This is a genomic window from Allosaccharopolyspora coralli, from assembly GCF_009664835.1.
GTDB lineage: Bacteria > Actinomycetota > Actinomycetes > Mycobacteriales > Pseudonocardiaceae > Allosaccharopolyspora > Allosaccharopolyspora coralli.
Window position 1 is genome coordinate 4,678,249 of the sequence record NZ_CP045929.1, and the last position, 22,795, is coordinate 4,701,043.

The 22,795-nt window shown below is 68.2% G+C and carries 24 protein-coding genes and 1 tRNA gene; 9 read left to right on the forward strand and 16 right to left on the reverse strand.

Annotated elements, in window-relative coordinates; genetic code table 11:
- Positions 1-205: 205 nt before the first annotated feature.
- Together GIY23_RS21870 and GIY23_RS21875 are read right to left on the reverse strand one after the other, a co-directional pair.
- Entirely contained in the window at positions 206-667 is a 462-nt protein-coding gene (locus GIY23_RS21870) for a MarR family winged helix-turn-helix transcriptional regulator (protein ID WP_228717436.1), read from the reverse strand.
- A 62-nt stretch (positions 668-729) separates the two neighbouring features.
- The gene (locus tag GIY23_RS21875; protein ID WP_154079046.1) at positions 730-1,539 is read right to left on the reverse strand and encodes a pyridoxamine 5'-phosphate oxidase family protein; all 810 of its coding nucleotides are present in this window, start codon (positions 1,537-1,539) and stop codon (positions 730-732) included.
- 324 nt (positions 1,540-1,863) lie between these two features.
- Here GIY23_RS21875 and GIY23_RS21880 point away from each other — a divergent pair, with 324 nt between their 5' ends.
- From GIY23_RS21880 to GIY23_RS21890, 3 genes are all read left to right on the forward strand, one after another.
- The gene (locus tag GIY23_RS21880; RefSeq protein WP_154079047.1) at positions 1,864-2,967 is read left to right on the forward strand and encodes an FAD-binding oxidoreductase; all 1,104 of its coding nucleotides are present in this window, start codon (positions 1,864-1,866) and stop codon (positions 2,965-2,967) included.
- 112 nt (positions 2,968-3,079) lie between these two features.
- Positions 3,080-3,958: an RNA polymerase sigma factor SigJ gene (sigJ, locus tag GIY23_RS21885; RefSeq protein WP_228717437.1), complete on the forward strand. Its 879-nt coding sequence runs from the start codon at positions 3,080-3,082 to the stop codon at positions 3,956-3,958.
- 62 nt (positions 3,959-4,020) lie between these two features.
- Positions 4,021-4,464: a carboxymuconolactone decarboxylase family protein gene (locus GIY23_RS21890; protein WP_154078377.1), complete on the forward strand. Its 444-nt coding sequence runs from the start codon at positions 4,021-4,023 to the stop codon at positions 4,462-4,464.
- 32 nt (positions 4,465-4,496) lie between these two features.
- Here GIY23_RS21890 and GIY23_RS21895 read toward each other — a convergent pair whose 3' ends face one another.
- The 9 genes from GIY23_RS21895 to GIY23_RS21935 all read right to left on the reverse strand — a co-directional run bounded on the left by GIY23_RS21895 (position 4,497) and on the right by GIY23_RS21935 (position 12,128).
- Positions 4,497-4,949: a heat shock protein transcriptional repressor HspR gene (locus GIY23_RS21895; RefSeq protein ID WP_154078378.1), complete on the reverse strand. Its 453-nt coding sequence runs from the start codon at positions 4,947-4,949 to the stop codon at positions 4,497-4,499.
- The gene (gene dnaJ / locus GIY23_RS21900) at positions 4,946-6,157 is read right to left on the reverse strand and encodes a molecular chaperone DnaJ (RefSeq protein ID WP_154078379.1); all 1,212 of its coding nucleotides are present in this window, start codon (positions 6,155-6,157) and stop codon (positions 4,946-4,948) included. The genes GIY23_RS21895 and dnaJ overlap by 4 nt, the downstream gene beginning before the upstream one ends.
- 33 nt (positions 6,158-6,190) lie before the next feature.
- A complete protein-coding gene (grpE, locus tag GIY23_RS21905; RefSeq protein WP_228717438.1) occupies positions 6,191-6,946 on the reverse strand; it encodes a nucleotide exchange factor GrpE in 756 nt (251 codons plus the stop codon).
- Positions 6,943-8,820 carry a molecular chaperone DnaK gene (gene dnaK, locus GIY23_RS21910; protein WP_154078380.1) on the reverse strand — a complete coding sequence of 626 codons (1,878 nt, stop codon included), beginning with the start codon at positions 8,818-8,820 and terminating at the stop codon, positions 6,943-6,945. Before dnaK ends, grpE begins: the two co-directional genes overlap by 4 nt.
- A gap of 384 nt (positions 8,821-9,204) precedes the next feature.
- Entirely contained in the window at positions 9,205-9,489 is a 285-nt protein-coding gene (locus tag GIY23_RS21915) for a DUF4097 family beta strand repeat-containing protein (RefSeq protein ID WP_154078381.1), read from the reverse strand.
- Positions 9,383-10,123, reverse strand: coding sequence for a DUF4097 family beta strand repeat-containing protein (locus tag GIY23_RS21920; protein ID WP_154078382.1), 741 nt, complete (start codon positions 10,121-10,123; stop codon positions 9,383-9,385). The genes GIY23_RS21915 and GIY23_RS21920 overlap by 107 nt, the downstream gene beginning before the upstream one ends.
- A gap of 124 nt (positions 10,124-10,247) precedes the next feature.
- Positions 10,248-10,772, reverse strand: a complete 525-nt coding sequence (locus GIY23_RS21925; RefSeq protein ID WP_154079049.1) for a TetR/AcrR family transcriptional regulator — start codon at positions 10,770-10,772, stop codon at positions 10,248-10,250.
- Between the two features lie 145 nt (positions 10,773-10,917).
- Positions 10,918-11,451, reverse strand: a complete 534-nt coding sequence (locus GIY23_RS21930; RefSeq protein ID WP_228717440.1) for a DUF1707 SHOCT-like domain-containing protein — start codon at positions 11,449-11,451, stop codon at positions 10,918-10,920.
- Complete coding sequence (locus GIY23_RS21935; RefSeq protein WP_154078383.1) at positions 11,448-12,128, reverse strand: GAP family protein; 681 nt, start codon at positions 12,126-12,128, stop codon at positions 11,448-11,450. The genes GIY23_RS21930 and GIY23_RS21935 overlap by 4 nt, the downstream gene beginning before the upstream one ends.
- A gap of 196 nt (positions 12,129-12,324) precedes the next feature.
- On the opposite strand from GIY23_RS21935, the gene GIY23_RS21940 reads away from it, so the two are divergent.
- Entirely contained in the window at positions 12,325-14,655 is a 2,331-nt protein-coding gene (locus GIY23_RS21940; RefSeq protein ID WP_154078384.1) for a (Fe-S)-binding protein, read from the forward strand.
- A gap of 64 nt (positions 14,656-14,719) precedes the next feature.
- On the opposite strand, the gene GIY23_RS21945 is transcribed toward GIY23_RS21940, so the two are convergent.
- The 3 genes from GIY23_RS21945 to dcd form a co-directional block, all read right to left on the reverse strand.
- Positions 14,720-16,042: a hypothetical protein gene (locus tag GIY23_RS21945; RefSeq protein WP_187351965.1), complete on the reverse strand. Its 1,323-nt coding sequence runs from the start codon at positions 16,040-16,042 to the stop codon at positions 14,720-14,722.
- Positions 16,043-16,139: 97 nt separating this feature from the next.
- Positions 16,140-17,543: a sugar porter family MFS transporter gene (locus GIY23_RS21950; RefSeq protein ID WP_154078385.1), complete on the reverse strand. Its 1,404-nt coding sequence runs from the start codon at positions 17,541-17,543 to the stop codon at positions 16,140-16,142.
- A 193-nt stretch (positions 17,544-17,736) separates the two neighbouring features.
- Positions 17,737-18,321 (reverse strand): dCTP deaminase, encoded by a 585-nt coding sequence (gene dcd, locus GIY23_RS21955; protein WP_154078386.1) that lies wholly within the window; start codon positions 18,319-18,321, stop codon positions 17,737-17,739.
- A 101-nt stretch (positions 18,322-18,422) separates the two neighbouring features.
- Here dcd and GIY23_RS21960 point away from each other — a divergent pair.
- A tRNA-Gly gene (locus GIY23_RS21960) sits at positions 18,423-18,496 on the forward strand.
- A gap of 155 nt (positions 18,497-18,651) precedes the next feature.
- Here GIY23_RS21960 and GIY23_RS21965 read toward each other — a convergent pair.
- Positions 18,652-19,806, reverse strand: coding sequence for an SGNH/GDSL hydrolase family protein (locus tag GIY23_RS21965; RefSeq protein ID WP_154078387.1), 1,155 nt, complete (start codon positions 19,804-19,806; stop codon positions 18,652-18,654).
- Positions 19,807-19,968: 162 nt separating this feature from the next.
- Between GIY23_RS21965 and GIY23_RS21970 the strand changes: the two genes are divergently transcribed.
- The 3 genes from GIY23_RS21970 to GIY23_RS21980 all read left to right on the forward strand — a co-directional run bounded on the left by GIY23_RS21970 (position 19,969) and on the right by GIY23_RS21980 (position 21,314).
- Positions 19,969-20,394 (forward strand): cupin domain-containing protein, encoded by a 426-nt coding sequence (locus tag GIY23_RS21970; RefSeq protein ID WP_154079051.1) that lies wholly within the window; start codon positions 19,969-19,971, stop codon positions 20,392-20,394.
- 187 nt (positions 20,395-20,581) lie between these two features.
- Entirely contained in the window at positions 20,582-20,962 is a 381-nt protein-coding gene (locus GIY23_RS21975; RefSeq protein ID WP_154078388.1) for a VOC family protein, read from the forward strand.
- A 34-nt stretch (positions 20,963-20,996) separates the two neighbouring features.
- Complete coding sequence (locus GIY23_RS21980; RefSeq protein ID WP_228717441.1) at positions 20,997-21,314, forward strand: PadR family transcriptional regulator; 318 nt, start codon at positions 20,997-20,999, stop codon at positions 21,312-21,314.
- A 79-nt stretch (positions 21,315-21,393) separates the two neighbouring features.
- Here GIY23_RS21980 and GIY23_RS21985 read toward each other — a convergent pair whose 3' ends face one another.
- Positions 21,394-22,188, reverse strand: a complete 795-nt coding sequence (locus tag GIY23_RS21985; RefSeq protein ID WP_228717442.1) for a GNAT family N-acetyltransferase — start codon at positions 22,186-22,188, stop codon at positions 21,394-21,396.
- Positions 22,189-22,241: 53 nt separating this feature from the next.
- On the opposite strand from GIY23_RS21985, the gene GIY23_RS21990 reads away from it, so the two are divergent.
- On the forward strand, positions 22,242-22,691 hold the full coding sequence (locus GIY23_RS21990) for a dihydrofolate reductase family protein (protein WP_154078389.1): 450 nt from the start codon (positions 22,242-22,244) through the stop codon (positions 22,689-22,691).
- Positions 22,692-22,795: the final 104 nt, after the last annotated feature.

The following is a 22,795-nucleotide window of genomic DNA, read 5'->3' on the forward strand; positions in this document are numbered from 1 at the left end:
TGTGGTCAGGCACCGTGCGCCGACGGTTTCCGCTGGCCACGCAGACCGGCCACCAGCGGGTTCTCACCTCGCGGTCGGCGAGGACAGCGTCGACGTGGCGGAGAGGCGCTACTCGATGTCGACGATCCCGCAGCCGGCCGCGAGGTGAGGTTCCGCCACGCAAGAACCCACGCAGACCAACCCCGTGACCTTCCACGGTCGAGGCTCAGAACATCTCGTTGAACCGCGCGAGCAGGCGCCCGAACTCGTGCATGTCCTCGGTCGACCAGCTCGCGAACTGGCCCCGCATGTACTCGCGACGTTTCGCCCGCGCGGCGGCCAGCCGATCCCGCCCCGAGGCCGAGAGCTGGATCCGGCGAGCGCGACCGTCGTCGGGGTCCGGGACCCGCTCCAGCAGGTCCAGCTCCACCAGCGTCGCGATCTGCCTGCTCACCGTCGACTTGTCGAGTCCGATCCGGTCGGCCACGTCCATCCCGCGCAGCCAACCCGCGTCGTCGACCATGAGCAGCAGGCTGTACGACGTGGGATCCAGATCCGGATGCACCTGCGTGGCCACCGAGGTCGACAGGTTCCGTGCCCGGCGGAACATCAACACCAGCTCACGTTCGACGGCCGCCGCAGCCGTCCGCCGCGTGCCGTCGGCACGTCGGCCGTCCTGCCCGCTCACACCCGAGTCCTTCCGTTCAGCCACACCGGCGTCGACCGTTTCGTCCAGTGTGACGGACCCGATCAGTGTGTCCGCGCACCGACCTCGGCCACGCGCCACGGGCGCGGCGCACCTCTCGCTTCGAAGTAGTCGCCGCCCTTGCGTTTGACGTCGTCGGTGCCCCAGTTGCGGGTCCGGGACACCGGTTCCATCCGCGGGATGTGCTTGCGGCAGTGGACGTAGGCCTCCTCGACCTCGACCACGACCCAGCGCTCCGGAGCCCTGCCGCGTTCGACCTCGGCGGGCAACTCCGGGTAGTGCTGGCGCAGGTCCGCGTCCTCGGTCACCGACGCACGGCCGTTGACGTGCAGACCGATCAGGTCACGCACGAAGTCGACCATGAGGATGCCCACGTGCGGATTCTCACTGATGTTGCCCAGGCTGGCCATCACGCCGTTGCCCCGGTACTCGGGATAGGCGAGACGGCGCTCGTCGAGCACGGCGAGGAACCCGGCGGGCCCGGCGCGGAGACTGGCATCGCACTCGCCGTCGCGATCGGCGGTGGCGACGAAGGCCATCTCCATCCGCCCGACGAACTCGCGCATCGGCTCGTTGAGGCGGTCGAGGACCTGGTCGTCGTAGAACCGTTTCGCCCGATCCTGCGTGCCGTAGGCGCACTGCAGAAGGTGCTCGCCCTCGGATCCCGGCAGCCGCGCGGCGTCCGGACCGCCGACGAACGGGTCGGGCACGTCGTCCTCGGAAGCACGGCCGCTCCTCGGCGATGCGGCAGGGCGCGGCCGAGAAGCGGCGGAGGCGCCGAGCGGCTCGGAGAACTCCAGCGCCAGCATCTCGGGGCTCGCCGCTCCGGTCGGGGCCGAGGGATCGGAGAACATCCGCGCCAGCGTGCCAGGCGCGCGAGCACGAATCCAGACCTCATTGCCGATATTCACTCTGCTCAGTGCATTTTCGGACACTACTCGTAGTCGCGAAACACTCGAAGGAGGCATCAAGAAGCGTTCTTCGCCAGTTTCGGGTTAAAGTCCACCCTGTCGGGGGACACGTGCGGGCCGGTCCGTGACCGGTCGGCCGATCAGCGCGCATCCACCCGCGGGTGCGCGGAGCCAACAGCGGAGAACTGCGCCAGCACCATGACAGCCAACGCCGTCCTCAGCCCGAGCGACCCCCCGAACCGGGAACCGTCACCGGGCGTCAGCACCATGGTCCGCCTCGTCCGCGACAGCTGGGCGGTGGCGGAGCCGCACGCCGACGAGGTCGCCCGGTTCTTCTACGGCATGCTCTTCAGCCTGTCCCCCGGCACCCGCGAGCTCTTCGCCGTGAACATGGAAGTGCAGCGCAGCCGGCTGCTCCGGGCCCTGGTGCACGTGATCCAGATGGTCGACCGGCCCGACGAGCTCATGCCGTTCCTGCAGCAGCTCGGTCGCGACCACCGCAAGTTCGGCGTCGTCAACTCGCACTACGAGGCCGTCGGGACCGCGCTGCTCGCGGCGGTGAAGAAGTACGCGGGCGACGCGTGGACACCGCAGGTCGAGCGCGCGTGGGCCGAGTGCTACACGATCATGGCCTCGGCGATGACCGAAGCGGCCGCCGCCGACGAAGGCCCCGCCTGGTACGACGGCGAAGTCATCCAGCACGAGCGACTCAGCTGGGACGTCGCCGTCATCCGGGTCCGCCCGGACCATCCGGTGCCCTACCAGCCCGGCCAGTACGTCAGCGTCGAAGTCCCGCAGCGCCCCCGGCTGTGGCGCTACCTGACACCCGCGAACGCGCCAGGCGACGACGGCATCCTCGAGTTCCACGTCCGTGCCGTCGACGGCGGCTGGGTCAGCCGCGCGCTCGTCGGACACGCTCGCCTCGGCGACACCTGGCGGATCGGGCAGCCGATGGGCCGCCTGGCCGTCGACCGCTCCAGCGACCGCGACGTGCTCATGGTCGCGGGCGGAACCGGCCTCGCACCGATGCGCTCGATCATCGAGGACCTCGCGCAGTACGGCGACAACCCCCAGGTGCACCTGTTCTACGGCGGGCGCACGCGCGACGATCTCTACGACCTCGAGAACCTCCAGATGGTGGCCATGAGCAATCCGTGGCTGACCGTCACACCCGTCCTGGAGAACGACCCCGAGGCGGCGGGTGCCGAGCACGGCACGCTCGCCGACGTCGTCAGCGGTCACGGCGCGTGGGACGACCGGCACGTCCTCGTGGGTGGTTCCCCGTCCATGATCAGAGCCACGGTCTCCCGGATGCTCGTCGCAGGCACGCCGCTCGACCACATCCAGTACGACCCGTTCACCATGGACTGACGACTTGTAGGTGGGCAGGGGTGATCTGCATGGGTGGTTCCGTAGCGGCACCCGACCTCGCGGTGTCACGGCCCCGATGTCACACGGGGGCGGCGCGCCTCGTCCTGAAGGTGTGAACCGAACGGATACCGCTGTCTTCGGGCGCGAGCGCGCACGGCTGGTGACCATCGCCTACGGCATCATCGGCGACCTCGGCGAGGCCGAGGACGTGGTGCAAGAAGCCTGGTTACGGATGCGTCGCACCCACGGCATCGAGGACGTCGCGGGCTGGCTCGTGGTCGTCACCTCGAGGCTGGCGCTCGACGTCGTCCGCTCCGCCCGTCGCAGGCGGGAGGACTACGTCGGGCCGTGGCTGCCCGAACCGCTCGTCGACACCACGGGCCCCGACCCGGCGGACCGGGTGACGCTGGACGAGTCGGTGAGCACGGCGATGCTCGTGGTGCTGGAAACACTCTCACCGGCCGAACGCACCGCGTTCGTGCTGCGTGAAGTGTTCGGGCACAACTACGACGACATCGCCGACGCGGTCGGCCGCAGCCCGGCTGCGGTCCGCCAGCTCACCGCCCGAGCACGCAGGCACCTGCGCGAGAACGCGCCGCGATTCGACGCGGACCCGACACGCCATCGGGCCGTCGCCGAAGCGTTCGCGACCGCGTGCCAAGGGCGGGACCTCGACGCGTTGCTGGAACTGCTCGACCCGGACGTCGTGCTGCGCAGCGACGGCGGTGGCGTCGTCTCGGCGGCGCGGAACCCGATCGTCGGAGCAGACAAGGTATCCCGGTTCCTGGTCGGTGTCGCAGGCCGTATTTCGGGGTTCTCGACGCGTCCGGTGCGGGTCAACGGCGGAGTCGGGGCGCTGACCTTCCGTGGATCCCGCTTGCACTCGGCGACCTCGCTCACGATCGCCGACGGACGAGTGACGGCCGTGGACAGCGTGCTGCACCCCGACAAGCTCGCCCGGACCCGCGCGCTGCTCGACGCGCCGAACTGACACGCACCGCCCGTTCGCGTTCACACGCCGCTGTCCGCGGTATCTCGACCGATGGAGGAGTCATGACCGCTCGACTGAGCTTGAACAGCGATCCCGCCGCTTACCGGGCGATGCGGGGGCTGGAGGACTATCTGGCGGGGACGTCGCTGCCCCGTTCCACGCTGGAGCTGATCAAACTCCGGGCGAGCCAAATAAACGGATGCGCGTTCTGCGTCGACATGCACGCCCACGACATGCGAGACGCCGGCGAGACCGACCAGCGACTGTTCTCGGTGGTGACCTGGCGGGAAGCACCGTTCTTCACCGAAGCGGAACGGGCAGCGCTCGAGCTCACCGAGGCCGCCACCCGACTCGACACCGAGGGCGTCCCCGACACGGTGTGGGACGCCGCCGCCGAGCACTACGACGACAAACAGCTGGTCGCTGTCGTGACGGCGATCGCGACGATCAACGCCTGGAACCGCATCGCGATCACGGCCCGCTCGGTGCCAGCAAAGCGTGCGTGAGCCTTTGTGGTTGCTATGACCACCAAAAAGACTCACGCACGTGGTTTCCAGACGACGAGGGCGGTCTCCTGGCGGACCGGAACCAGGTCCCGCCGATACGAAGCATGAACCCGGGCGGCCGCCTGCTGCGTCGCGGTCTGTGCGGTGGCGAGTTCGTCCATCAGGTCGCGGACCTGGCCGCGCAGCGCGTCGACCTCGTTCTCGAGTTCGATGATGCGTTTGATCCCGGCGAGGTTGACTCCGTCCTCCTGGGAGAGTCGCTGGACCTCCCGGAGCACGGCGATGTCCCGCGCCGAGTACCGGCGTCCCCCGGCCCGTGTGCGGCCGGGGGACACCAGTCCCATGCGGTCGTAGGAACGCAGGGTTTGGGCGTGCAGACCGGCGAGTTCGGCGGCCACCGAAATGACGAACACCGGGGTGTCCTCATTCGCACCGGCGGGGAATCCCGCCGTGGCACCGGTGCCGAACGGCCGATTGCTGGTCACGTCGCCCTCCCGAGCAATGATGCGAGGTCAGCGCGGGGATCGTGGTCGGCGGTCGCCTCGGCGTAGGCCTGCAACGCCTCGGTCGCCTTGGTGTCGAGCTTGGACGGTACCGCGACCTGCAGGGTCACCAGAAGATCTCCGCTGCTGCCGTCCTTCTTCCCGACGCCCTTGCCACGCACCCGGAGGGTTCGCCCGCTCGACGTCCCCGCAGGGACCTTCAGCGAGACCTTCGAGTCCAATGTGGGCACGGTCAGCGTCGTGCCGAGCGTCAGCTCGGGGAAGGTCACCGGGACGGTGAGCGTCAGGTCGTTGCCGGAACGGCTGAACACCGGGTGCGCGTTGACGTGCACCACGACGAACAGATCGCCGCCACCGGCGCCGTTGCGGCCCGGTTCGCCCTGACCGGCGAGCCGGATCCGCTGGCCGTCCGAGACACCCGGCGGGATACGCACGGTGAGCGTTCGGGTCCTGGTACTGACGCCCTCGCCGCGGCATTCGGAGCACGGGTCGTCGATCAGCGTGCCGCGGCCCCGGCAGTCGGGGCAGGGCTCGCTGAACGCGAACGCACCCTGGTTGCGGGTGACCATGCCGCCACCGGAGCAGGTGGGGCAGGTCCGCGGCGTGGTGCCCGGCTTCGCCCCGTTGCCGTGGCAGGTGGTGCAAGTCGCCGGGCTCGACAGCCGCAGCGGAACGGTCGCGCCGTGTACCGACTCGGCAAAGTCGATCCGGACCTCGGTCTCGATGTCCGCGCCGCGTTTCGGACGGCTCGCCGTGGCCGACCCTCCGCCGCGACGACCGCCGGCGCCGCCGAAGAGCCCGCCGAACAGGTCGCCGATCCCGCCGGCGCCGGGCCCGCCGCCCTGACCGCCCGCTCCGAACAGATCGCCCAGGTCGAAGCCGCCCGGTGCGCCTCCGCCACCGCCGAAGCCACCGAAGCCGCCGCCCTGACCGGCGCCGGAGAAGCCTCCGGAACCGAACAGCCTGCGGGCCTCGTCGTACTGCTTGCGCTTCTCCGGGTCGGAGAGCACACCGTAGGCCTCGGAGACGGCTTTGAACTTGTTCTCCGCCTTGGTGTTACCGGGGTTGGCGTCGGGATGGTTCTCCCGCGCCAACTTTCGGTACGCCTTTTTGATCTCGTCCGCGGACGCATCGGAGGAGACGCCCAGTTCGGCGTAGAAATCCTTCTCGAGCCATTCCCTCGCGCTCACCGGGCGCCCCTCCTCTCGCTTCGCGTCATGTGATCACTCGGTGGTGCCGGGCTCGCCGGACGGGGTCGGGTCCCCGGCCCCGTCGGCGGGTGCGGCTTCCGCTTCGTGGTCGGTGACGGCCACCATCGCCGGGCGGAGCACGCGCTCGCCGAAGGCGTAGCCGCGCCGCAGGACCGCGCTGACCGTCGGCCCCGACACCTCGGGCGAGGTGCTGTGCTGCACCGCCTCGTGCACGGACGGGTCGAACTCGTCGCCCTCCTGCCCGAACGCGGCGAGCCCGGCGTTGCTCAGCGAGCTGACGAGCTTGTCGCCGACCGACTTGAACGCACCGGTGAGGTCACCGTGGGCGTCCGCGCGCTCGAGGTCGTCGAGCACGGTGAGCAGGTCGTTGGCCACCGACGCCTTCGCGGACTCCACGACCGCGTCCCGATCGCGCTCCACGCGCTTGCGGTAGTTGGCGTACTCGGCGGTGACCCGCTTGAGATCGGCGGTCAACTCGTCGATCCGCTGTTGGGCGTCCGCGTCCGCCGCCGGTGCCTCGACATCGACGACCGGCGACTCCGGTGCCTCGGCGGACTGGGCGAGCTCGTCGTCGAGGGTTCCCGACATGGTTCCCGTGACCTCCTCGGACATGCGGCCGTTCGAGCCCTCTCCGTCGGAAGCGGGAGCCCGCCGCCGGCCCGTCTCCGGGTCGATACGACGCCGGTCGCGGACCACGACGGGTTCCTGCTCCTCCTGCTCGGCCGACGGACTCGTGTTGTCTCGGTGGGCTGAGCTGTCTGCGGTCACTGCTTCTTCTCGTCCTCGTCGTCGACGACCTCGGCGTCCACCACGTCCTCGTCGGACTGGCTCTGCGAGGAGGACTCACCGTCGGCGGCGCCTGCCGCGCCTGCGCCGGCCTCACCGCCCGGTGCCGCGGCACCCTGGTCGGCGTAGAGCGCCTGACCCAGCGCCTGCGACTCGGTGGCGAGCTTCTCGACCGCGGCCTGGATCGCCGCGACGTCCTCGCCCTTGAGGGATTCGTTGACCTCGTCGATCGCCGACCGGACCTTGGTCTTGGCCTCGTCCGGGAGCTGCTCGTCGTTGTCCTTGAGCACCTTCTCGGTCTGGTAGACCATCGTCTCGGCCTGGTTGCGGGCCTCGGCCTCCTCGCGGCGCTGCTTGTCCTCTTCCGCGTGGGCCTCGGCGTCCTTGACCATGCGGTCGATGTCGTCCTTCGGCAGCGCGGAGCCGCCGGTGATCGTCATCGACTGCTCCTTGCCGGTGCCGTGGTCCTTGGCGTTGACGTGCACGATGCCGTTGGCGTCGATGTCGAACGAGACCTCGATCTGCGGCACCCCGCGCGGTGCGGGAGGCAGCCCGGTCAGCTCGAACATGCCGAGCTTCTTGTTGTGCGCCGCGATCTCACGTTCGCCCTGGAAGACCTGGATCTGCACGGACGGCTGGTTGTCGTCGGCCGTCGTGAAGGTCTCGGAGCGCTTGGTGGGAATCGTCGTGTTGCGCTCGATGAGCTTGGTCATGATGCCGCCCTTGGTTTCGATACCGAGGGACAGCGGGGTGACGTCGAGCAGCAGGACGTCCTTGACCTCACCACGCAGCACACCGGCCTGCAGGGCGGCGCCGACGGCGACGACCTCGTCCGGGTTGACGCCCTTGTTCGGCTCCTTGCCCTTCGTCAGCTCCTTGACGAGGTCGGTGACCGCGGGCATCCGGGTGGAGCCGCCGACGAGGACGACGTGGTCGATGCCGTCCACGTCGATGCTCGCGTCCCGCATGACCGACTCGAACGGCTTGCGCGTGCGCTCGAGCAGGTCCGAGGTGATGCGCTGGAACTCGGCCCGGGTCAGGGTCTCGTCCAGGAACATCGGGTTCTTGTCGGCGTCGACGGTGATGTAAGGCAGGTTGATGTTGGCCTGCGAGGAGCTGGACAGCTCGATCTTGGCCTTCTCCGCGGCTTCCTTGATCCGCTGCAGCGCCATCTTGTCCTTGGTCAGGTCGATGCCGCTGGAGTTCTTGAACTTGTCGACCAGCCACTCGACGATGCGCTCGTCCCAGTCGTCACCGCCGAGCCGGTTGTCACCGGAGGTGGCGCGCACCTCGACGACGCCCTCGCCGATCTCCAGCAGGGACACGTCGAACGTGCCGCCACCGAGGTCGAAGACGAGGATGGTCTGTTCCTTCTCGCCCTTCTCCAGGCCGTAGGCCAGCGCGGCGGCGGTCGGCTCGTTGACGATGCGGAGCACGTCGAGGCCGGCGATCTGGCCGGCTTCCTTCGTCGCCTGACGCTGGGCGTCCTCGAAGTACGCGGGGACGGTGATGACCGCGTCGGTGACGTCCTCACCGAGGTAGGCCTCCGCGTCGCGCTTGAGCTTCATGAGCACGCGGGCGCTGATCTCCTGCGCCGTGTACTCCTTCTCGTCGACGCTGGTCTTCCAGTCGGTGCCCATGTGGCGCTTGACCGACCGGATGGTGCGGTCGACGTTGGTGACCGCCTGGTTCTTCGCGGGCTGACCGGTGAGGATCTCGCCGTTCTTCGCGAAGGCGACGACCGACGGGGTCGTCCGCGAGCCCTCCGAGTTGGCGATGACCGTCGATTCACCGCCCTCGAGGACGGAAACGACGGAGTTGGTCGTCCCCAGGTCGATGCCGACCGCTCGCGCCATGGGTGGTTCCTCCTGCTTCACGCTGTGTACTCAAAGGCCCGTGATCGCCCTTGAGTGGTTTCGACTCAAGTTTTACCGACGACCCTGTCGAGTCGTCAAACCAATGTTGAGCGACGCTCGCTCAAGGTTCATGCCTGTTCAACGCCTGCCCTGCATCGACAGTTCCCGCAGGAGACGCATTGTGTCCGGGCCCACAACCTCCGAACCCGCGCGTCTGAACGTGAACGGCACCCTCACACCCCGCAGGCACCTGCCCACTCAGCCACCTGTCCGGCCCGCCACCGGACTCCGCCCCTGGAGCCCGTACCCCCAACCGGATGGGGACAACCCCGCCCCCTGTGGACAGAGGGGTGGCAAATTCGCGCGAATTTGCCACCCGGGCCGTCAGCGTGGGGTGACGGAGACTTCGCCGCTGCCGGTGGACAGGGTCAGCGTGCGAGGCGCCTTCGGGTCCTGTGTGATGCGGACGTTCTCCTCACCGCTGCCGGTCTCGGAATCGACCCGGTACCCCCCGTCGGGCACCACCAGTTCCACGTCTCCGCTGCTGGTGCGCGCGTCGACGTCACCGGTCTCGAGCAACGAGAGCGCGACCTCGCCGGAGCCCGTGACCGCGCGCAGCCCCTCCGCGCGCAGGTCTCGGCCCGAGATGCTGCCGCTTCCCGACTCCACGTCGAGCTTCCCCCCGGACTCCGAGCAACTCGACGTCACCGGACCCCGCGTGCGCGCGCACCGAGCGCCCCTGCACGTCCCGGACGTCGACTCCGCCGCTGCCGGTCTCGGCGTCCACCGAGCCCTCGACGTCGGAGACGGCGAGGTCACCCGAACCGGACCGCACCCGGACGGTGCCGTCGACGCCGGAGATCTCCGCCCCACCGGAGCCGACCTCCATGTCCACCGAGCTCATTCCGGCGACAGTCACGTCACCCGATCCGAGCGTGCCCTCCACTCCGACGGGCGTCGGCAGGATCACCTCGTAGTCCACCGAACAGTTCCATCCACACCGATCGGTGAGCTCCAAGGTGCTCCCGCGAAGCCGGTGCTGCGGCTCGCCTGCCGTCGCGTCCGGGTTGAACCAGCCGCCGAACCAGCCCTGATGGACGACCTGTTTGACCTCGGCAGGAGCTCCCGGCCGGTGCTGGATCCGTACCTGGCCATCCCCGCTGTCGACGCGAACCGACTCGACGCGTTGCAGCGGCGAAGCGTGCGCCCACTGCTGTGCCCCCAGTCCGTCACCCCAGGCCAGAACCGCACCGCCCACGAGCACCAGCGCGGCTCCTCCGACGGCGAGCCCGGTCCGAACCATGATTCCCCCTGCGTTCGTGGTTGATCACGCATCACGGTACGGCCGCGACGCCACTACGGGATCCGGAAGCACCCTGAGCCCACCCCGAGCCGTCCCCGACCCGACGCCGCTACGGCCCGGACGCTCAGGGGACGGTGTCGACGCCGAAGTAGTCGAGCGGCTGCAGCAGGAACCGCAACGGCCGTTCGAGCTCGGCCGCCGACGGCGGTTCGTCCGCGATCAGGCCGTGCAGCAGCAAGCCGTCGATCGCCGCGAAGAACGCCGTGAGCACGCCCTCGTCCGCGCCGCGACCGTCGTTGACCGAGGCCGCGGCGACCTCCCGCCACTTCCGGGCCGCCGGGCGCAGCGCGGGCCGACGAGCCGCGAGCAGGTACAGCTCGTACTCGGCGAGAGTGTTGCCGCGGTAGTCGTGGATCATCGAGGCGAGCATCGCGGCGATCTCGGCCGGCCAGCGACGACTGTCGTCCACCCGGTCCTTCATCTCGCCGATCTGCTCGACCAGCACGTCCACGCTGTCGAACAGGCTCGCGATGAGCAGTTCGTCGATGCTGTCGAAGTAGTAGGCGATCGACGCGGCGGAGACTCCGGCCTCTTTCGCGACCGCACGGTGACTCACCGCCGCCGAGCCCTCACGCTCGACGAGCCGCATGGCGCCCGCGATGATCTGGCGCCGCCGTCGTTCGCCCTTGGCGAGCCTGCCGTCGGCCGGTTCACCCCCATCGGTCGACGCATCGTGCCCGGAGGACCTCACGCGCCCACCGCCTTCGGCTCAGGGACGGTTCGGGCGGGGCGGATCAGTGCGACCATCCCTTGCCGTTCTCCTTGTCTCCGCCTTGCTCGCCACCGTCGTCCTCGTCGTCCTCGTCCCCGAACAGCATTCCAGCGAGCAGGACGACCGCCCAGATGCCCACCGGGAAGATCGGCCAGAAGAAGATCGCCTCACCGACGGCGAGCGAAATGACGGCCCAGATGCCGACCAACACGAACGAGGTTCCCGCCCAGTCCCGCCATTCCTTGGCGTGTTTCGCCTTGGCCTTCTCCCGCTTGGCGACCTCGGCGTCGGGCGGCGCCGGGGCTTCCGGTTCCGGCAGGTCGGAGGTCAACGGCACGAGGTCGGCCCGGACGACCGCCGCGTACGCACGGCGCAGCCGGTCGTCGTACTCGGCGAGGTCGAGGCGTCCTTCTTCGAGTGCGACGCGGAGCCGCTCGGCGACCGTCTCCCGGTCACGGTCCGACGCCCGCATCGACGGCTCGTTCGGCTCGGCCATCGCGTCCCCCGTTCCACTCGCGGCCGACGAGGCCTCACCGCGCTCGCCCAGCCGGCTCACCGCAGCCAGCCCAGCTGGACGGCGATGTGCGTGAACCCGTGCCTTGCCAGCAGGAATCCGACGATACCGAGTATCCACAACCAGGTGCCGTCCTTCGTGTTCTCGCGGCGGGCCAACCACGCCTGAAAGCGTGGCCGGATTCGATCGCCGAAAGCCGCGAAGGCGACCATCAACAGCACCGGCGGCAGTACGAAGATCGCGTTGTAGGACGCCAGAAGCGGCACCGCGACGGCGAACTCCCCGGTCAGATCCCGCAGCAGTCCGATCGCCCCGAGATACGGGAAGGCGGTGCTGAACTCGGCGACGGTGATGGTGACGCCGGTGCCCATGACGAGGGAGAGCGGCAGCCGCTCCGGTAGTCGAGGCAGCTTCATGCCCTGCCGTGTCCGTGCGGGCGGGAACAGCGCGAACAGCAGCATCGCCGTGCCGAGCACGGCAGCGAGCCAGTAGCCGACCTCGCGCACGATCGCGTTGTCGAACAGAGCGAGCACGCCGCCGAATCCGGCGTAGATCGCGATCCCCAGAACGAGGTACGTGGCGAAAATCGCACTGACGTAGGCAACCACTCTGGAGCGATACGGGCCACCGCGAAGCACGAGCAGCAGCGTCACCGCCAGCGCGGACGGGTTCAGGGCGTCGAGCAGGGACAACCCGTAGAAGCCGAGCAGTGAGGACATGGACGACCCCCAGGTGGTCGAAACTCCGGAACAACAACCTGAACGATCGTACAACATAAAGTCGAACGGGTGCCCAACTAGTTTTTCCCGGTCCCGTCTCGCAGAATCACCCGAAACTTCGCGCCCCCGTGGTTACTGACGAGTAACAGGGCGTACGCTGCTCACACCACCACACCCGGAGGAAAGGCACCCGATCATGGGCGCTGTACAGATCACACTCGGGACCATCTCGGTCCTGTTGGGCCTCGTCGCGTGGAGCATGTTCGGCGCGACACTGGTCCGGTTCGTGCGCATCCTTCGCCTCGGCCAGCCCGACGGCACCCGCAACGGACCGGCGATGGCGCGCCTGGCCACGATGGTCAAGGAGTTCGCCGCCCACACGCGGATGAACAAGTTCCGCAACGTCGGGATCTGGCACTGGCTGGTCATGTGGGGCTTCATGCTCGGCTCCCTGGCGCTGTTCGAGGCCTACGGTGAGGTCTTCGTACCCGGGTGGGGCTGGCCGATCCTGGACGACCTGGCGATCTACCACCTGCTCATGGAGCTGCTCGGTATCGGCACCGTGGTCGGCATCCTCGTGCTGATCGTCGTGCGCCAGCTCAACCACCCGCGTCGCGCCGACCGTGCCTCCCGCTTCGAGGGCTCCAACTTCGCGTGGGCCTACTTCATCGAGGCCGTGGTGCTGATCGAGGGCATCGGCATCCTGGGCGTGCGCGCCGCCAAGCACGCGCTGGGCACCCACGAGGTCCCGACGTGGGCCTCGTTCGTCTCGAACCCGGTCGGTGAGCTGCTGCCCGCCAGCCCGGCCCTGGTGTCGGTGTTCGCGTTCGTCAAGCTGATGAGCGCGACGATCTGGCTGATCGTGATCTCCAGGACGATGACGATGGGCATCGCCTGGCACCGGTTCAGCGCTTTCTTCAACATCTACTTCAAACGCGAGGACGACGGTGGTGTCGCCCTCGGTGCCGTCAAGCCGATGATGAGCGGCGGCAAGGAACTCGACTTCGAGGAAGCCGACCCGGACACCGACGTCTTCGGCGCCGGCCAGGTCGAGGACTTCTCGTGGAAGGGCTGGCTGGACTTCACGACCTGCACCGAGTGCGGTCGTTGTCAGTCGCAGTGCCCGGCGTGGAACACCGGCAAGCCGCTGTCGCCGAAGCTGCTCATCACCTCGCTGCGCGACCACGCGTACGCGAAGGCTCCGTACCTGCAGGCCGGCGGCAAGCGGGACATGGCAGGCGACGAGGTCGGTATCACCGGCGACGGTGCCGAGGACAAACTCGCCGGTGTCAACGCGCTCGCACTCGCCGAGGCGGACCGGCCGCTGGTGGGCGGCCCGGAGGAAATGGGCGTCATCGACCCCGAGGTGCTGTGGGCCTGCACCAACTGCGGTGCCTGCGTCGAGCAGTGCCCCGTGGACATCGAGCACGTCGACCACATCGTCGACATGCGCCGCTACCAGGTGCTCATCGAGTCGAACTTCCCGACCGAGCTGGGCGGGATGTTCAAGAACCTGGAGAACAAGGGCAATCCCTGGGGACAGAACTCCAAGGACCGGCTGGCCTGGACCGAGGACCTCGATTTCGAGGTGCCGGTCTTCGACGGTGAGCTGGAGGACGACGTCGAGTACGTGTTCTGGGTCGGGTGCGCAGGCGCGTTCGAGGACCGTGCGAAGAAGACCACCCGCGCGGTGGCCGAACTCCTGCACATCGCGGGCGTGAAGTACACGGTGCTCGGCTCGGAAGAGACCTGCACCGGCGACCCGGCGCGCCGCGCGGGCAACGAGTTCGTGTTCCAGATGCTGGCGCAGCAGAACGTCGAGGTGCTCAACTCGGTGTTCGAGAACCGCGAGCCCGGCAAGCGCAAGATCGTCGCGACCTGTGCGCACTGCTTCAACAGCCTCGCCAACGAGTACTCGCACCTCGGCGGCAACTTCGAGGTCGTGCACCACACGCAGCTGCTGAACAAGCTGGTCCGGGAAAAGCGCCTCACCCCGGTCGCCCCGGTCGCCGAGGACGTCACCTACCACGACCCGTGCTTCCTGGGCAGGCACAACAAGGTCTACGAGCCGCCGCGTGAGCTCGTCGGTGCCTCGGGCGCGAACTTCCGCGAGATGCCGCGCCACGCCGAGCGTTCGATGTGCTGCGGTGCCGGTGGCGCCCGTATGTGGATGGAGGAGCGCGTCGGCAAGCGCATCAACCACGATCGGGTGGACGAAGCGCTCGGGACGGCACCGTCGAAGATCGCCACCGGCTGCCCGTTCTGCCGTGTGATGCTCAACGACGGGCTCACGTCGCGGCAGAGCGACGGTGCGGCCTCCGAGAACGTCGAGATCGTCGACGTCGCGCAGCTCCTGCTGTCGTCGGTCAAGCGCGGCACCGACGGCGCGTCCGCCGAACCGCTGGTGCCTGCCGGAGAGGTGACCGAGCGCGGCGGCGAGGCCGAGAGCGACGCCAAGGCCGACGAACCGACCGACCAGACGGCCACCGGCGCACCGTTGCCGGAAGAGGACGAGCCGAGCCGCTGACCTTCGAGGCGTGAGCCTTTCTGGTGGTCATGGCCACCAAAAAGGCTCACGCATCTGTGTCGGGTCAGGACGTCTTGTAGCTCAACCGGTACTTCGCGCCGTCCTTCTCGAACGTCAGGATTCCGTCGTCGTCCCCGGGTTCGAGGACCTTCTTGCCGAGGAAGTCGTCGCCGTCCGGCGAGTCCTTCTCGTACAGCGCAATCTCGACCCTGCCGGTGAACTGCATGGGCTTCTCGTCGATCTTCTGCTTCTCGCCCTCGCTCATGTTCCCGTCCCAGACCGCCTGCTTCTCGACACGGACGGAGATCTCGTCCTCGCCCACCCAGTCCTCGGTCTCGACGCAATGCAGTGTGCCCAGCGCGAGCTTTCCGCCCTTCAACGATTCCAGCGTCGAGAGCTTCGCCCGGTGGAACCCGTCGATCACGTTGCGAGCGCGGTCCCCGTCCGTGCCGTCGTACTTGTGCGAGCCCGACTCGAACAGCAGGTGAGCGTTCCCGCTGGTGTCCGAGGCGATCGCCTGCGACAGACTCGGCGCGCGGAAGCACCGCGGCGCCGCCTTGTCGAGGTCCTTGGTCTTGTTGCTCACCGAGTAGACGTTGCTGCGGTTGTTCCGCCCCGACGAGGTGCTGTAGACGAACTCGTCGCCGTTGACCGACACACCCTGCGTTTTCGCCGGGATCTCCCACGGCCCGTCCACCGTCTCCAGCGAGCCGTCCGAGCCGATCGCGTACTTGTACATCTGCTCCCGGTGATCCTTGAACAGGCCGGCGTAAAGATGATCACCGTCGACGGTCAGGAAGGAGGACCCGTAGACGTTGCGATCGGCGCCCACCGGGTGAATCCGCGGTTTCGTGTCGGTGCCGGGTTTACCTTTCTCGATGCCCTGCTTGACGTCGGAGAGCCGGTACTTCTGGATCGTGTGCTGCTTGCCGCCGTCCTTCTTCGGACCCGCGACGAAGACCCAGTCGCCGTGTACGGCGATTCCGCCGACGTGGGACTTGTCGATCCGTACTGTCCCGACGGTCCCGTTCTCGCCGCGTGCGGTCGGGTCGAGGCCGACGATGTGCGCGATCGACGCGTCGTCGTTGTACGTCGTGGCGAGCAGCATCGCCCGTCCGTCGACGCCGTTGTCGAGCCAGAAAGCGCCTTGCGGCGTGAAATGCGCCAACTCGGCACCACTGAAGTTCGGCCCGGCCGCGAAACGGTTGTCGTACATCTGCGATGCGGAAGCGCCGTCGTAGAACGGATCGGCGTCCGACGTCGTCGTCTCGCAGAGAATCCTGGTGCTCGCCGCCGACGCGTCCACGTCGGCGGCTTCGGCGACTCCCGCCGTGGCACCGAACAGCAGGGACGCGCTCACCACGACGCCACCGGCTTTGCGGAACATACCCATCGTTCCCCCAGAAGTTGATCGAGTATCACTTCTGGAGACGCTCGACACGACCGCAGGGTTCCCCGAGTCGCCCGATCGGCGGAGCCGGCGCTCAGCCGCTCATCTCCTCCAGCGAGCGCCCCTTCGTCTCCTTCAGGTAGCGAAGCACGAACACCAGCGACACCAGCGCGAACAGCGCGTAGCCGAAGTAGGTCACCGGCAGGTTCCAGTCGCGCAGGCTCGGGAAGCTCACCGTGACCAGCCAGTTCGCGATCCAGTTCGTCGCCGTTCCGAGTGCGAGTGCGGCGGCGCGGATGCGGGCGGGGAACATCTCGCCGAGCAGCACCCACATCACCACGCCCCACGACGCGGCGAAGAACAGCACGAAGGAGCTCGCCGAGACGAGGGCGACGACGCCCCACTGGTAGGGCAACTGCGCGTCCTCGCCGACGACCTGGGCGAAGCTGAACGCCCAGCCGGTCACCGCCAGCGCGACCGCCATGCCGGACGAGCCGATCACCAGCAGCGGCTTACGGCCGATCTTGTCGACCAGGGCGATCGCGATGAGCGTGCCGACGATGTTCACGATCGAGGTGAACAGGCTCAGCAGCAGCGAACTGCTCTCGTCGATGCCGACGGACTGCCACAGCGACGACGAGTAGTAGAAGATCACGTTGATGCCGACGAACTGCTGCAGCGCGGCGATCGCCATGCCGACCCAGACGATCGGCAGCACGCCGAAGCGGCCACGGAGGTCGCTGAGCTTCGGGGTGCGCTCACCGAGTGCCTCGCGGATCTCGGTGATCTTGTCGTCGACGTCGGAGGGCTCGATGCGCGCGAGGACGCTGCGGGCACGCTCGGTCTGGCCGACAGCCACGAGGTAGCGCGGCGACTCGGGGATCAGGGACGCCACGACCAGGTACACCAGCGCGGGAACGGCGGCCACACCGAGCATCCACTGCCAGGCTTGCAACGGGCCGATCGCGTTCGAGGCACTGCCGCCCGCTGCAGCGGCGAGGCCGTAGTTGACCAGCTGCGAGAGCGCGATCCCAAGCACGATCGCGAGCTGCTGCAGCGAGGCGAGCCGGCCCCGGTACTGCGCGGGTGCGACCTCGGCGATGTAGGCCGGGGCGATCACCGACGCGATACCGATCGCGACACCACCGATGACGCGCCACAGGGCGAGGTCCCAGATGGCGAACGGCAACGCGGAACCGACGGAGCTGACGATGAACAGGACCGCCGCGAGTTGCATGACCCGGATGCGGCCCCATCGGTCGGCGAGGCCTCCGGCGAGTGCGGCGCCCACCGCGGAACCCAGCAGGGCAGCGGAAACGGTGAGCCCGGTCAGTGCGGGGCCGACGTCGAAGTGGGCCTGGATGGCGTCGACACCGCCGTTGATGACGGAGGTGTCGTAGCCGAACAGGAATCCGCCGAGCGCCGCCGACGCGGCGATCATGATCACGTGCGCGAGTTGCTGGCGCGACGTACCGCGCGCGGAGCTGGTTTCCGGCATCGAGCTACTCCTCGGTCCCGACACCTGTGTGAGCGTCACGTGTCGGCGAGATGAACGGACGCTCGGACCCTAGGCCTCGCGGCGCTGTGTGTCTGCCACGATTCAGCGTGACGCTTCTCACTCGATCCAGAACCCGGACGTACCGGCTCTGAATCGACGTCGTTCAGCGGAAACCCGAGTCGGCTCGCCAGTATCAGTCGCGGCGGGTGTCGACCCGCCCGAAGTTGAGGTGAGCCCGAGACGGGGTGGGCCCGCGCTGGCCCTGGTACCGCGAACCGGCCTGCTTCGAGCCGTACGGGTGCTCGGCCGGACTGGACAACCGGAACAGGCACAACTGTCCGATCTTCATCCCCGGCCACAGTGTGATCGGCAGGTTCGCCACGTTCGAGAGCTCGAGAGTGATGTGTCCGGTGAACCCGGGGTCGATGAACCCGGCGGTCGAATGGGTCAGCAACCCGAGCCGGCCGAGCGAGGACTTCCCCTCCAGCCGACCGGCCAGATCCTCGGGAAGCGTCACGCACTCGAACGTCGCACCGAGCACGAACTCGCCCGGATGCAGCACGAACGGGTCCCCCTCCGGGTTCTCGACGAGCGAGGTCAACTCGTCCTGCTGCTGTGACGGGTCGATGTGGGTGTACTTCGTGTTGTCGAAGACCCGGAAGAAACGGTCGAGGCGCACGTCGATGCTCGACGGCTGGATCATCGCGGCGTCGAACGGGTCCAGTTCGAGCCGGCCCTCGTCGAACTCTTTACGCAGGTCCCGGTCACTGAGCAGCACGGCCACAGCGTATCGGCAGGGGAGTCCACGATCACCGTCGCCCGCCGTGTTAGGCTCGGCCGCACCGGCTGAGCAGCACGTTCAGGTGCTCGCCAGGCGATGCGGATGTAGTTCAATGGTAGAACATCAGCTTCCCAAGCTGAATACGCGGGTTCGATTCCCGTCATCCGCTCCACCCACGAAGGCCCAGGTCACACGGTGTCCACACCGGACCTGGGCCTTCGTCGTATCAGGGGCCTGTCAGCGGGCTCAACAACATCTCAACAAACACGGGGGACCCGGCCCGCACGTTCCAGCTCCGAGCGGCACCGGCGGTGTAGCCGTGGCCTGTCAGGTCGCGAACGGTGCACCGGTGCTGAAAGCCAGTTCCGCGAACCTTTGACCCATGAGCCCGTGGGTCAACGTGTCCGGGTGCAGACGGTCCGGAAGAGGCTGCTCGATGGCGTCGGTCTCGCCGTAGAGCTCGCGACCGTCGAGATGGTGCAGGTGCGGATCCTCGACGGAGCGTCGGTGCACGATGTGGGCGATCTCGTGGCGAATCACCCGCAGCGTCAGCTTCCCTGCGGGAACCTCCGCAGGGTCTCCGGTGGCGCGGAACCTCATCACCCCGTCGGTGAAGTCCGGGGCGCCAGGGCCAGGGGTGTCCTCGTGGATCGGGCAGAGGATCGGCGAGAGGACCAGCAACGGCGTCGACGGGTGCCCCTCGCGGATCGTGTCGAGGAAGCCGTGAACGGCCGGAGCGAAGGCGCGCCGCCGCATGACGTCACCGTTGACGAGGTTGATTCCGATCTTGACGCTGATCAGGTCGGCGGGAAGGTCGCGCATGGTGCGGGCCACGAACGGGTCGAGCATGGCGCTTCCGCGGAACCCGAGGTTGACCAGGTCGACGTTTCCGTGCGCGGCGGCGAGAACGGGCCAGGTGGCCGTGGGGCTGGTCGCGTTGGACCCCTGGCTGATGGAACTGCCGTGGTGCAGCCACACCGGCCGGCTCCCTGCCTGCACGCGCTCGACCGGCGCGTCGCTGCGCAGCGCGACCAGCTCGATGCGCTCATAGTGCGGTAGCCAGATCTCGACGCGCTTCTCCCGCTCAGCCAACCCGGCGAAGCGGACGGTGGTGACTTCGCCGGGCTGGGTCTCGACTTCGCCGGTCGCCATGTCGACGATCATGGTGGTTCCCCCTGTGGAGGTCACCCGAGTGACGAGTTCGCCGTCGACGACCAGGTCGTAGCAGCCGTCGGGACGCGGGGCGACTCCCCGGTAGGCCATCGTCGTGCGGTGCGTGTCCAGCTCTACGACCGTTGCTGCGGTGCGGAAGACCAGCCGCACCCCGGAAGGCTGGGCTTGCGCCGTGACGAGCTGCTGATCGGCCTGCATTCGCGCGGCGCCAGGCAGTCGCTGCGGCACTAACCCGTGCACACCGGGTTCGAGGTCGAGTGCACCGCGGAGCATGTCGCCGGAAATGGGAGTGACGACACTGTCAGACATGGGGACGGGCACGCCTGGCGTCACTTCAGCGTTCGGCATGGCCACATCATCTCGCACAGCTGATGGCTCCGGCTCAGGCATTGCCGCTCCGGATCTCGGCCGTCTCATCGGGATAGCGTTTCGGGGAAAGCCGGGCCGCGAGCGAGAACGGGAGTGTCGGTGATGCGGGAACGTGCGGGAAGTACCGCGTTCGAGTACGACATGCACGGAGGAAGTGACCTCACCACGGTGCAGTGGTACTTCCTCGACCGGTCACGCCTTCCGGTGGCCGTGCAGATGTGGGAGTTGCCACCGGGTGGTGCCGAGGGGATGCACTCGCACGACGACGACGAGCCGCTGGAAGAGCTCTACCTCGTGATCGACGGGCACGCCACGATGCGCGTCGACGCCGACACCCACGAACTCGGACCGGGCGACGCCGTGCTCGCCCCGGTCAATTCCCATCACGACCTGCGCAACACCGGCGAGACCACCCTCCGAGTCGTGGTCGTCTGGGGCCGCCCGGCCGAGGTCGACTGGTCGAGCTTCGGCACCGCCCGCACCTCTCGCGACGCGCGGCAACGTCACACCGGAACGAGTCCGGCGTAGTTTCAGGCATCGATCGCCACATGCGCACCCACCAGCCGGTGGGGTGACGTGTTCGCGCCGCGTTGCCGACCTGATCGCCGAAGCAGACACCCACTTCACGCGCTCACCCATGTCGACGAACCCGTTGCGTTCCTGTCGATGAGCGATATCGTGGATCGATATCGCATGTCGATATCTAGGGGGCGCCATGAGCAAAGTGGGAGTTCGCTACATCGTCGATCATGTCGGCGACGCGGTGGCGTTCTACACGGAGAGGTTGGGCTTCGTCGTCGAGTTCGACGCCACCCCCGGGTTCGCTGCACTCGAACGCGGAGACCTGCGGCTGTTGCTCAACGCCGTCGGCGGTTCCGGCGGCGCCTCGCAGGCCATGGCCGACGGCGAGGCGCCGGTACCTGGTGGCTGGAACCGGATCCAGCTCGTCGTCGACGACCTCGAGGGAGCGGTGGCTCGGTTGCGAGCGCAGGGTACGAGGTTCCGCAGCGAGGTCATCGTCGGCCGTGGCGGATCGCAGATTCTGCTCGAGGATCCCGCAGGCAACCTGGTCGAGCTGTTCGAACCGGCCGGCTGAGCGAGCCGGGCTGTCGAAAGGATCTCGCTGCGCTATGGATGTGATCCGTGAGTTCGGCACCGCCGCTGTCCGGCTACACATTCTTCATCACGCGTCCGCAGGTGAGGTACACGGTGCGTGGATGACCGCGGAGCTGGCCCAGCACGGACACGACATCGGTCCGGGCACGCTCTACCCGTTGCTGCATCGGATGGAGCGGGCCGGGCTTCTGGTGTCGCACACCGAGACCACCGGTGGCCGTCAGCGACGGCTCTACCGAGCCACGTCGACCGGGCGTGCAGTACTCGCCGGTTGCCGCCATGCTCTCGCCGAGCTCGCCGGCGAACTGCTCCCGTCCCAGCCGGACCCGTAAAAAACGTGTCGGGTCCGGGCACCTTCATCCGGCGAGCGCTGGTACACGCCCGAGCCCTGCGGTCGTGGACTGCCACAGGTCAGGGTTCTTCCACCCCTGGCCGCCAGATGTACGGAGTCGTGGTGGTGACTTCGTGGAAACCGAGCCGCCGCAGGATCGGGGCGCTGTCTTCGGAAGCGTCGACCTGCAGGTGCCGGATGCCGCAGTCGACCGCGAGCACGGCGCGAACCCCGACGAGTGCCCGGTAGATCCCTCGACCGCGCCACTCGACCCGGGTCGAACCGCCCCACAACCCGGCGACGTCGGCCGCACCGAAATACACCAGCCACGCGGCCGAGACGATCTCGCCGCCTGCCTCCGCGACGAACACGGCGATGTCGTCCGGAGCCGCTTCGATGCGCGAGCCCAGGTCGTCCGCCAGCGCGCTCCAATCCTGCCCCCACACCGCCGAGAGCATCTCTGCGAGCCGACGTAGATCGTGGCCGGAGGAAACCCGTCGCACACGGACCCCGTTCGGCAGCGGAGGTGCGGCCACCATGTCGGGTGCCGACCCGACGAGCACGGTTTCCGCGTCCTCTGCGACGAAACCCGCCGCACGCAAGCGATCCGGAAGATCCGTGGGCTCGTCGTGAGCGCGGACCTTCCACTCGACCGCCTCCCCACGCGCGGCGAAGTAGTCCCGCTGCTCAGCGATGAGCCGGTCGAGCTCGACGCCCCGCACACCGACGTCGCGCGGGGCGGAGACGAACCCGCGAAACTGGCCCACGATTCGCACCAGCGGACCGACCCGCTCGTAGACCGCGCCGCGAGGCGGCGTCGGCGGCGGCTCACGCATCCGGTCGTCGTACAACGCGAGCAGATCGTCCGAGGGCACACCAGCACTGTACGGGCGCACGCCACGCGCTCACCCCCGAATTCGGTTGCCCGATGATTTCCGACGAGGTGCTGCAGTCGACGGACGCGTTGCTGTTCGGCCGACGCACCTGGCAGGTCATGGCCGCGGCATGGCCGACCCGGGCGGGCGACCCGTTCGCCGACCGGATGAACGCGCTGCCCAAGTACGTGGCCTCGCGCGCGCTCGGCGCCGACGACCTCACCTGGAACTCGACACTGCTGCCCGGCGGCGACGTGCTCGGCGCGGTGCGCGAGCTGCGCGAGCGAGACGGGAAGGGATTGCAGGTCATGGGCAGTGCGTCCGTGGCGCGGCAACTGATCGAGCACGACCTCGTCGACGAGTACCGGCTCATGCTCGAACCGATCCTGCTCGGCGGCGGCAAGCGCGTGTTCCCCGAGACGGGACAGCAGCGCCGGCTCGAACTCGTCTCGGCCACCACCACGGGCACCGGCGTCCTGATGTGCACCTACAGAGCAGCGTGAGCCTTTTTGGTTGCTATGACCACCACAAAGACTCACGCGTCTGTGCAACGGGCTGCAACGGTATGCGGAGCCGGGGAACAGGGCGTTCACTGTAGTGCACGTCA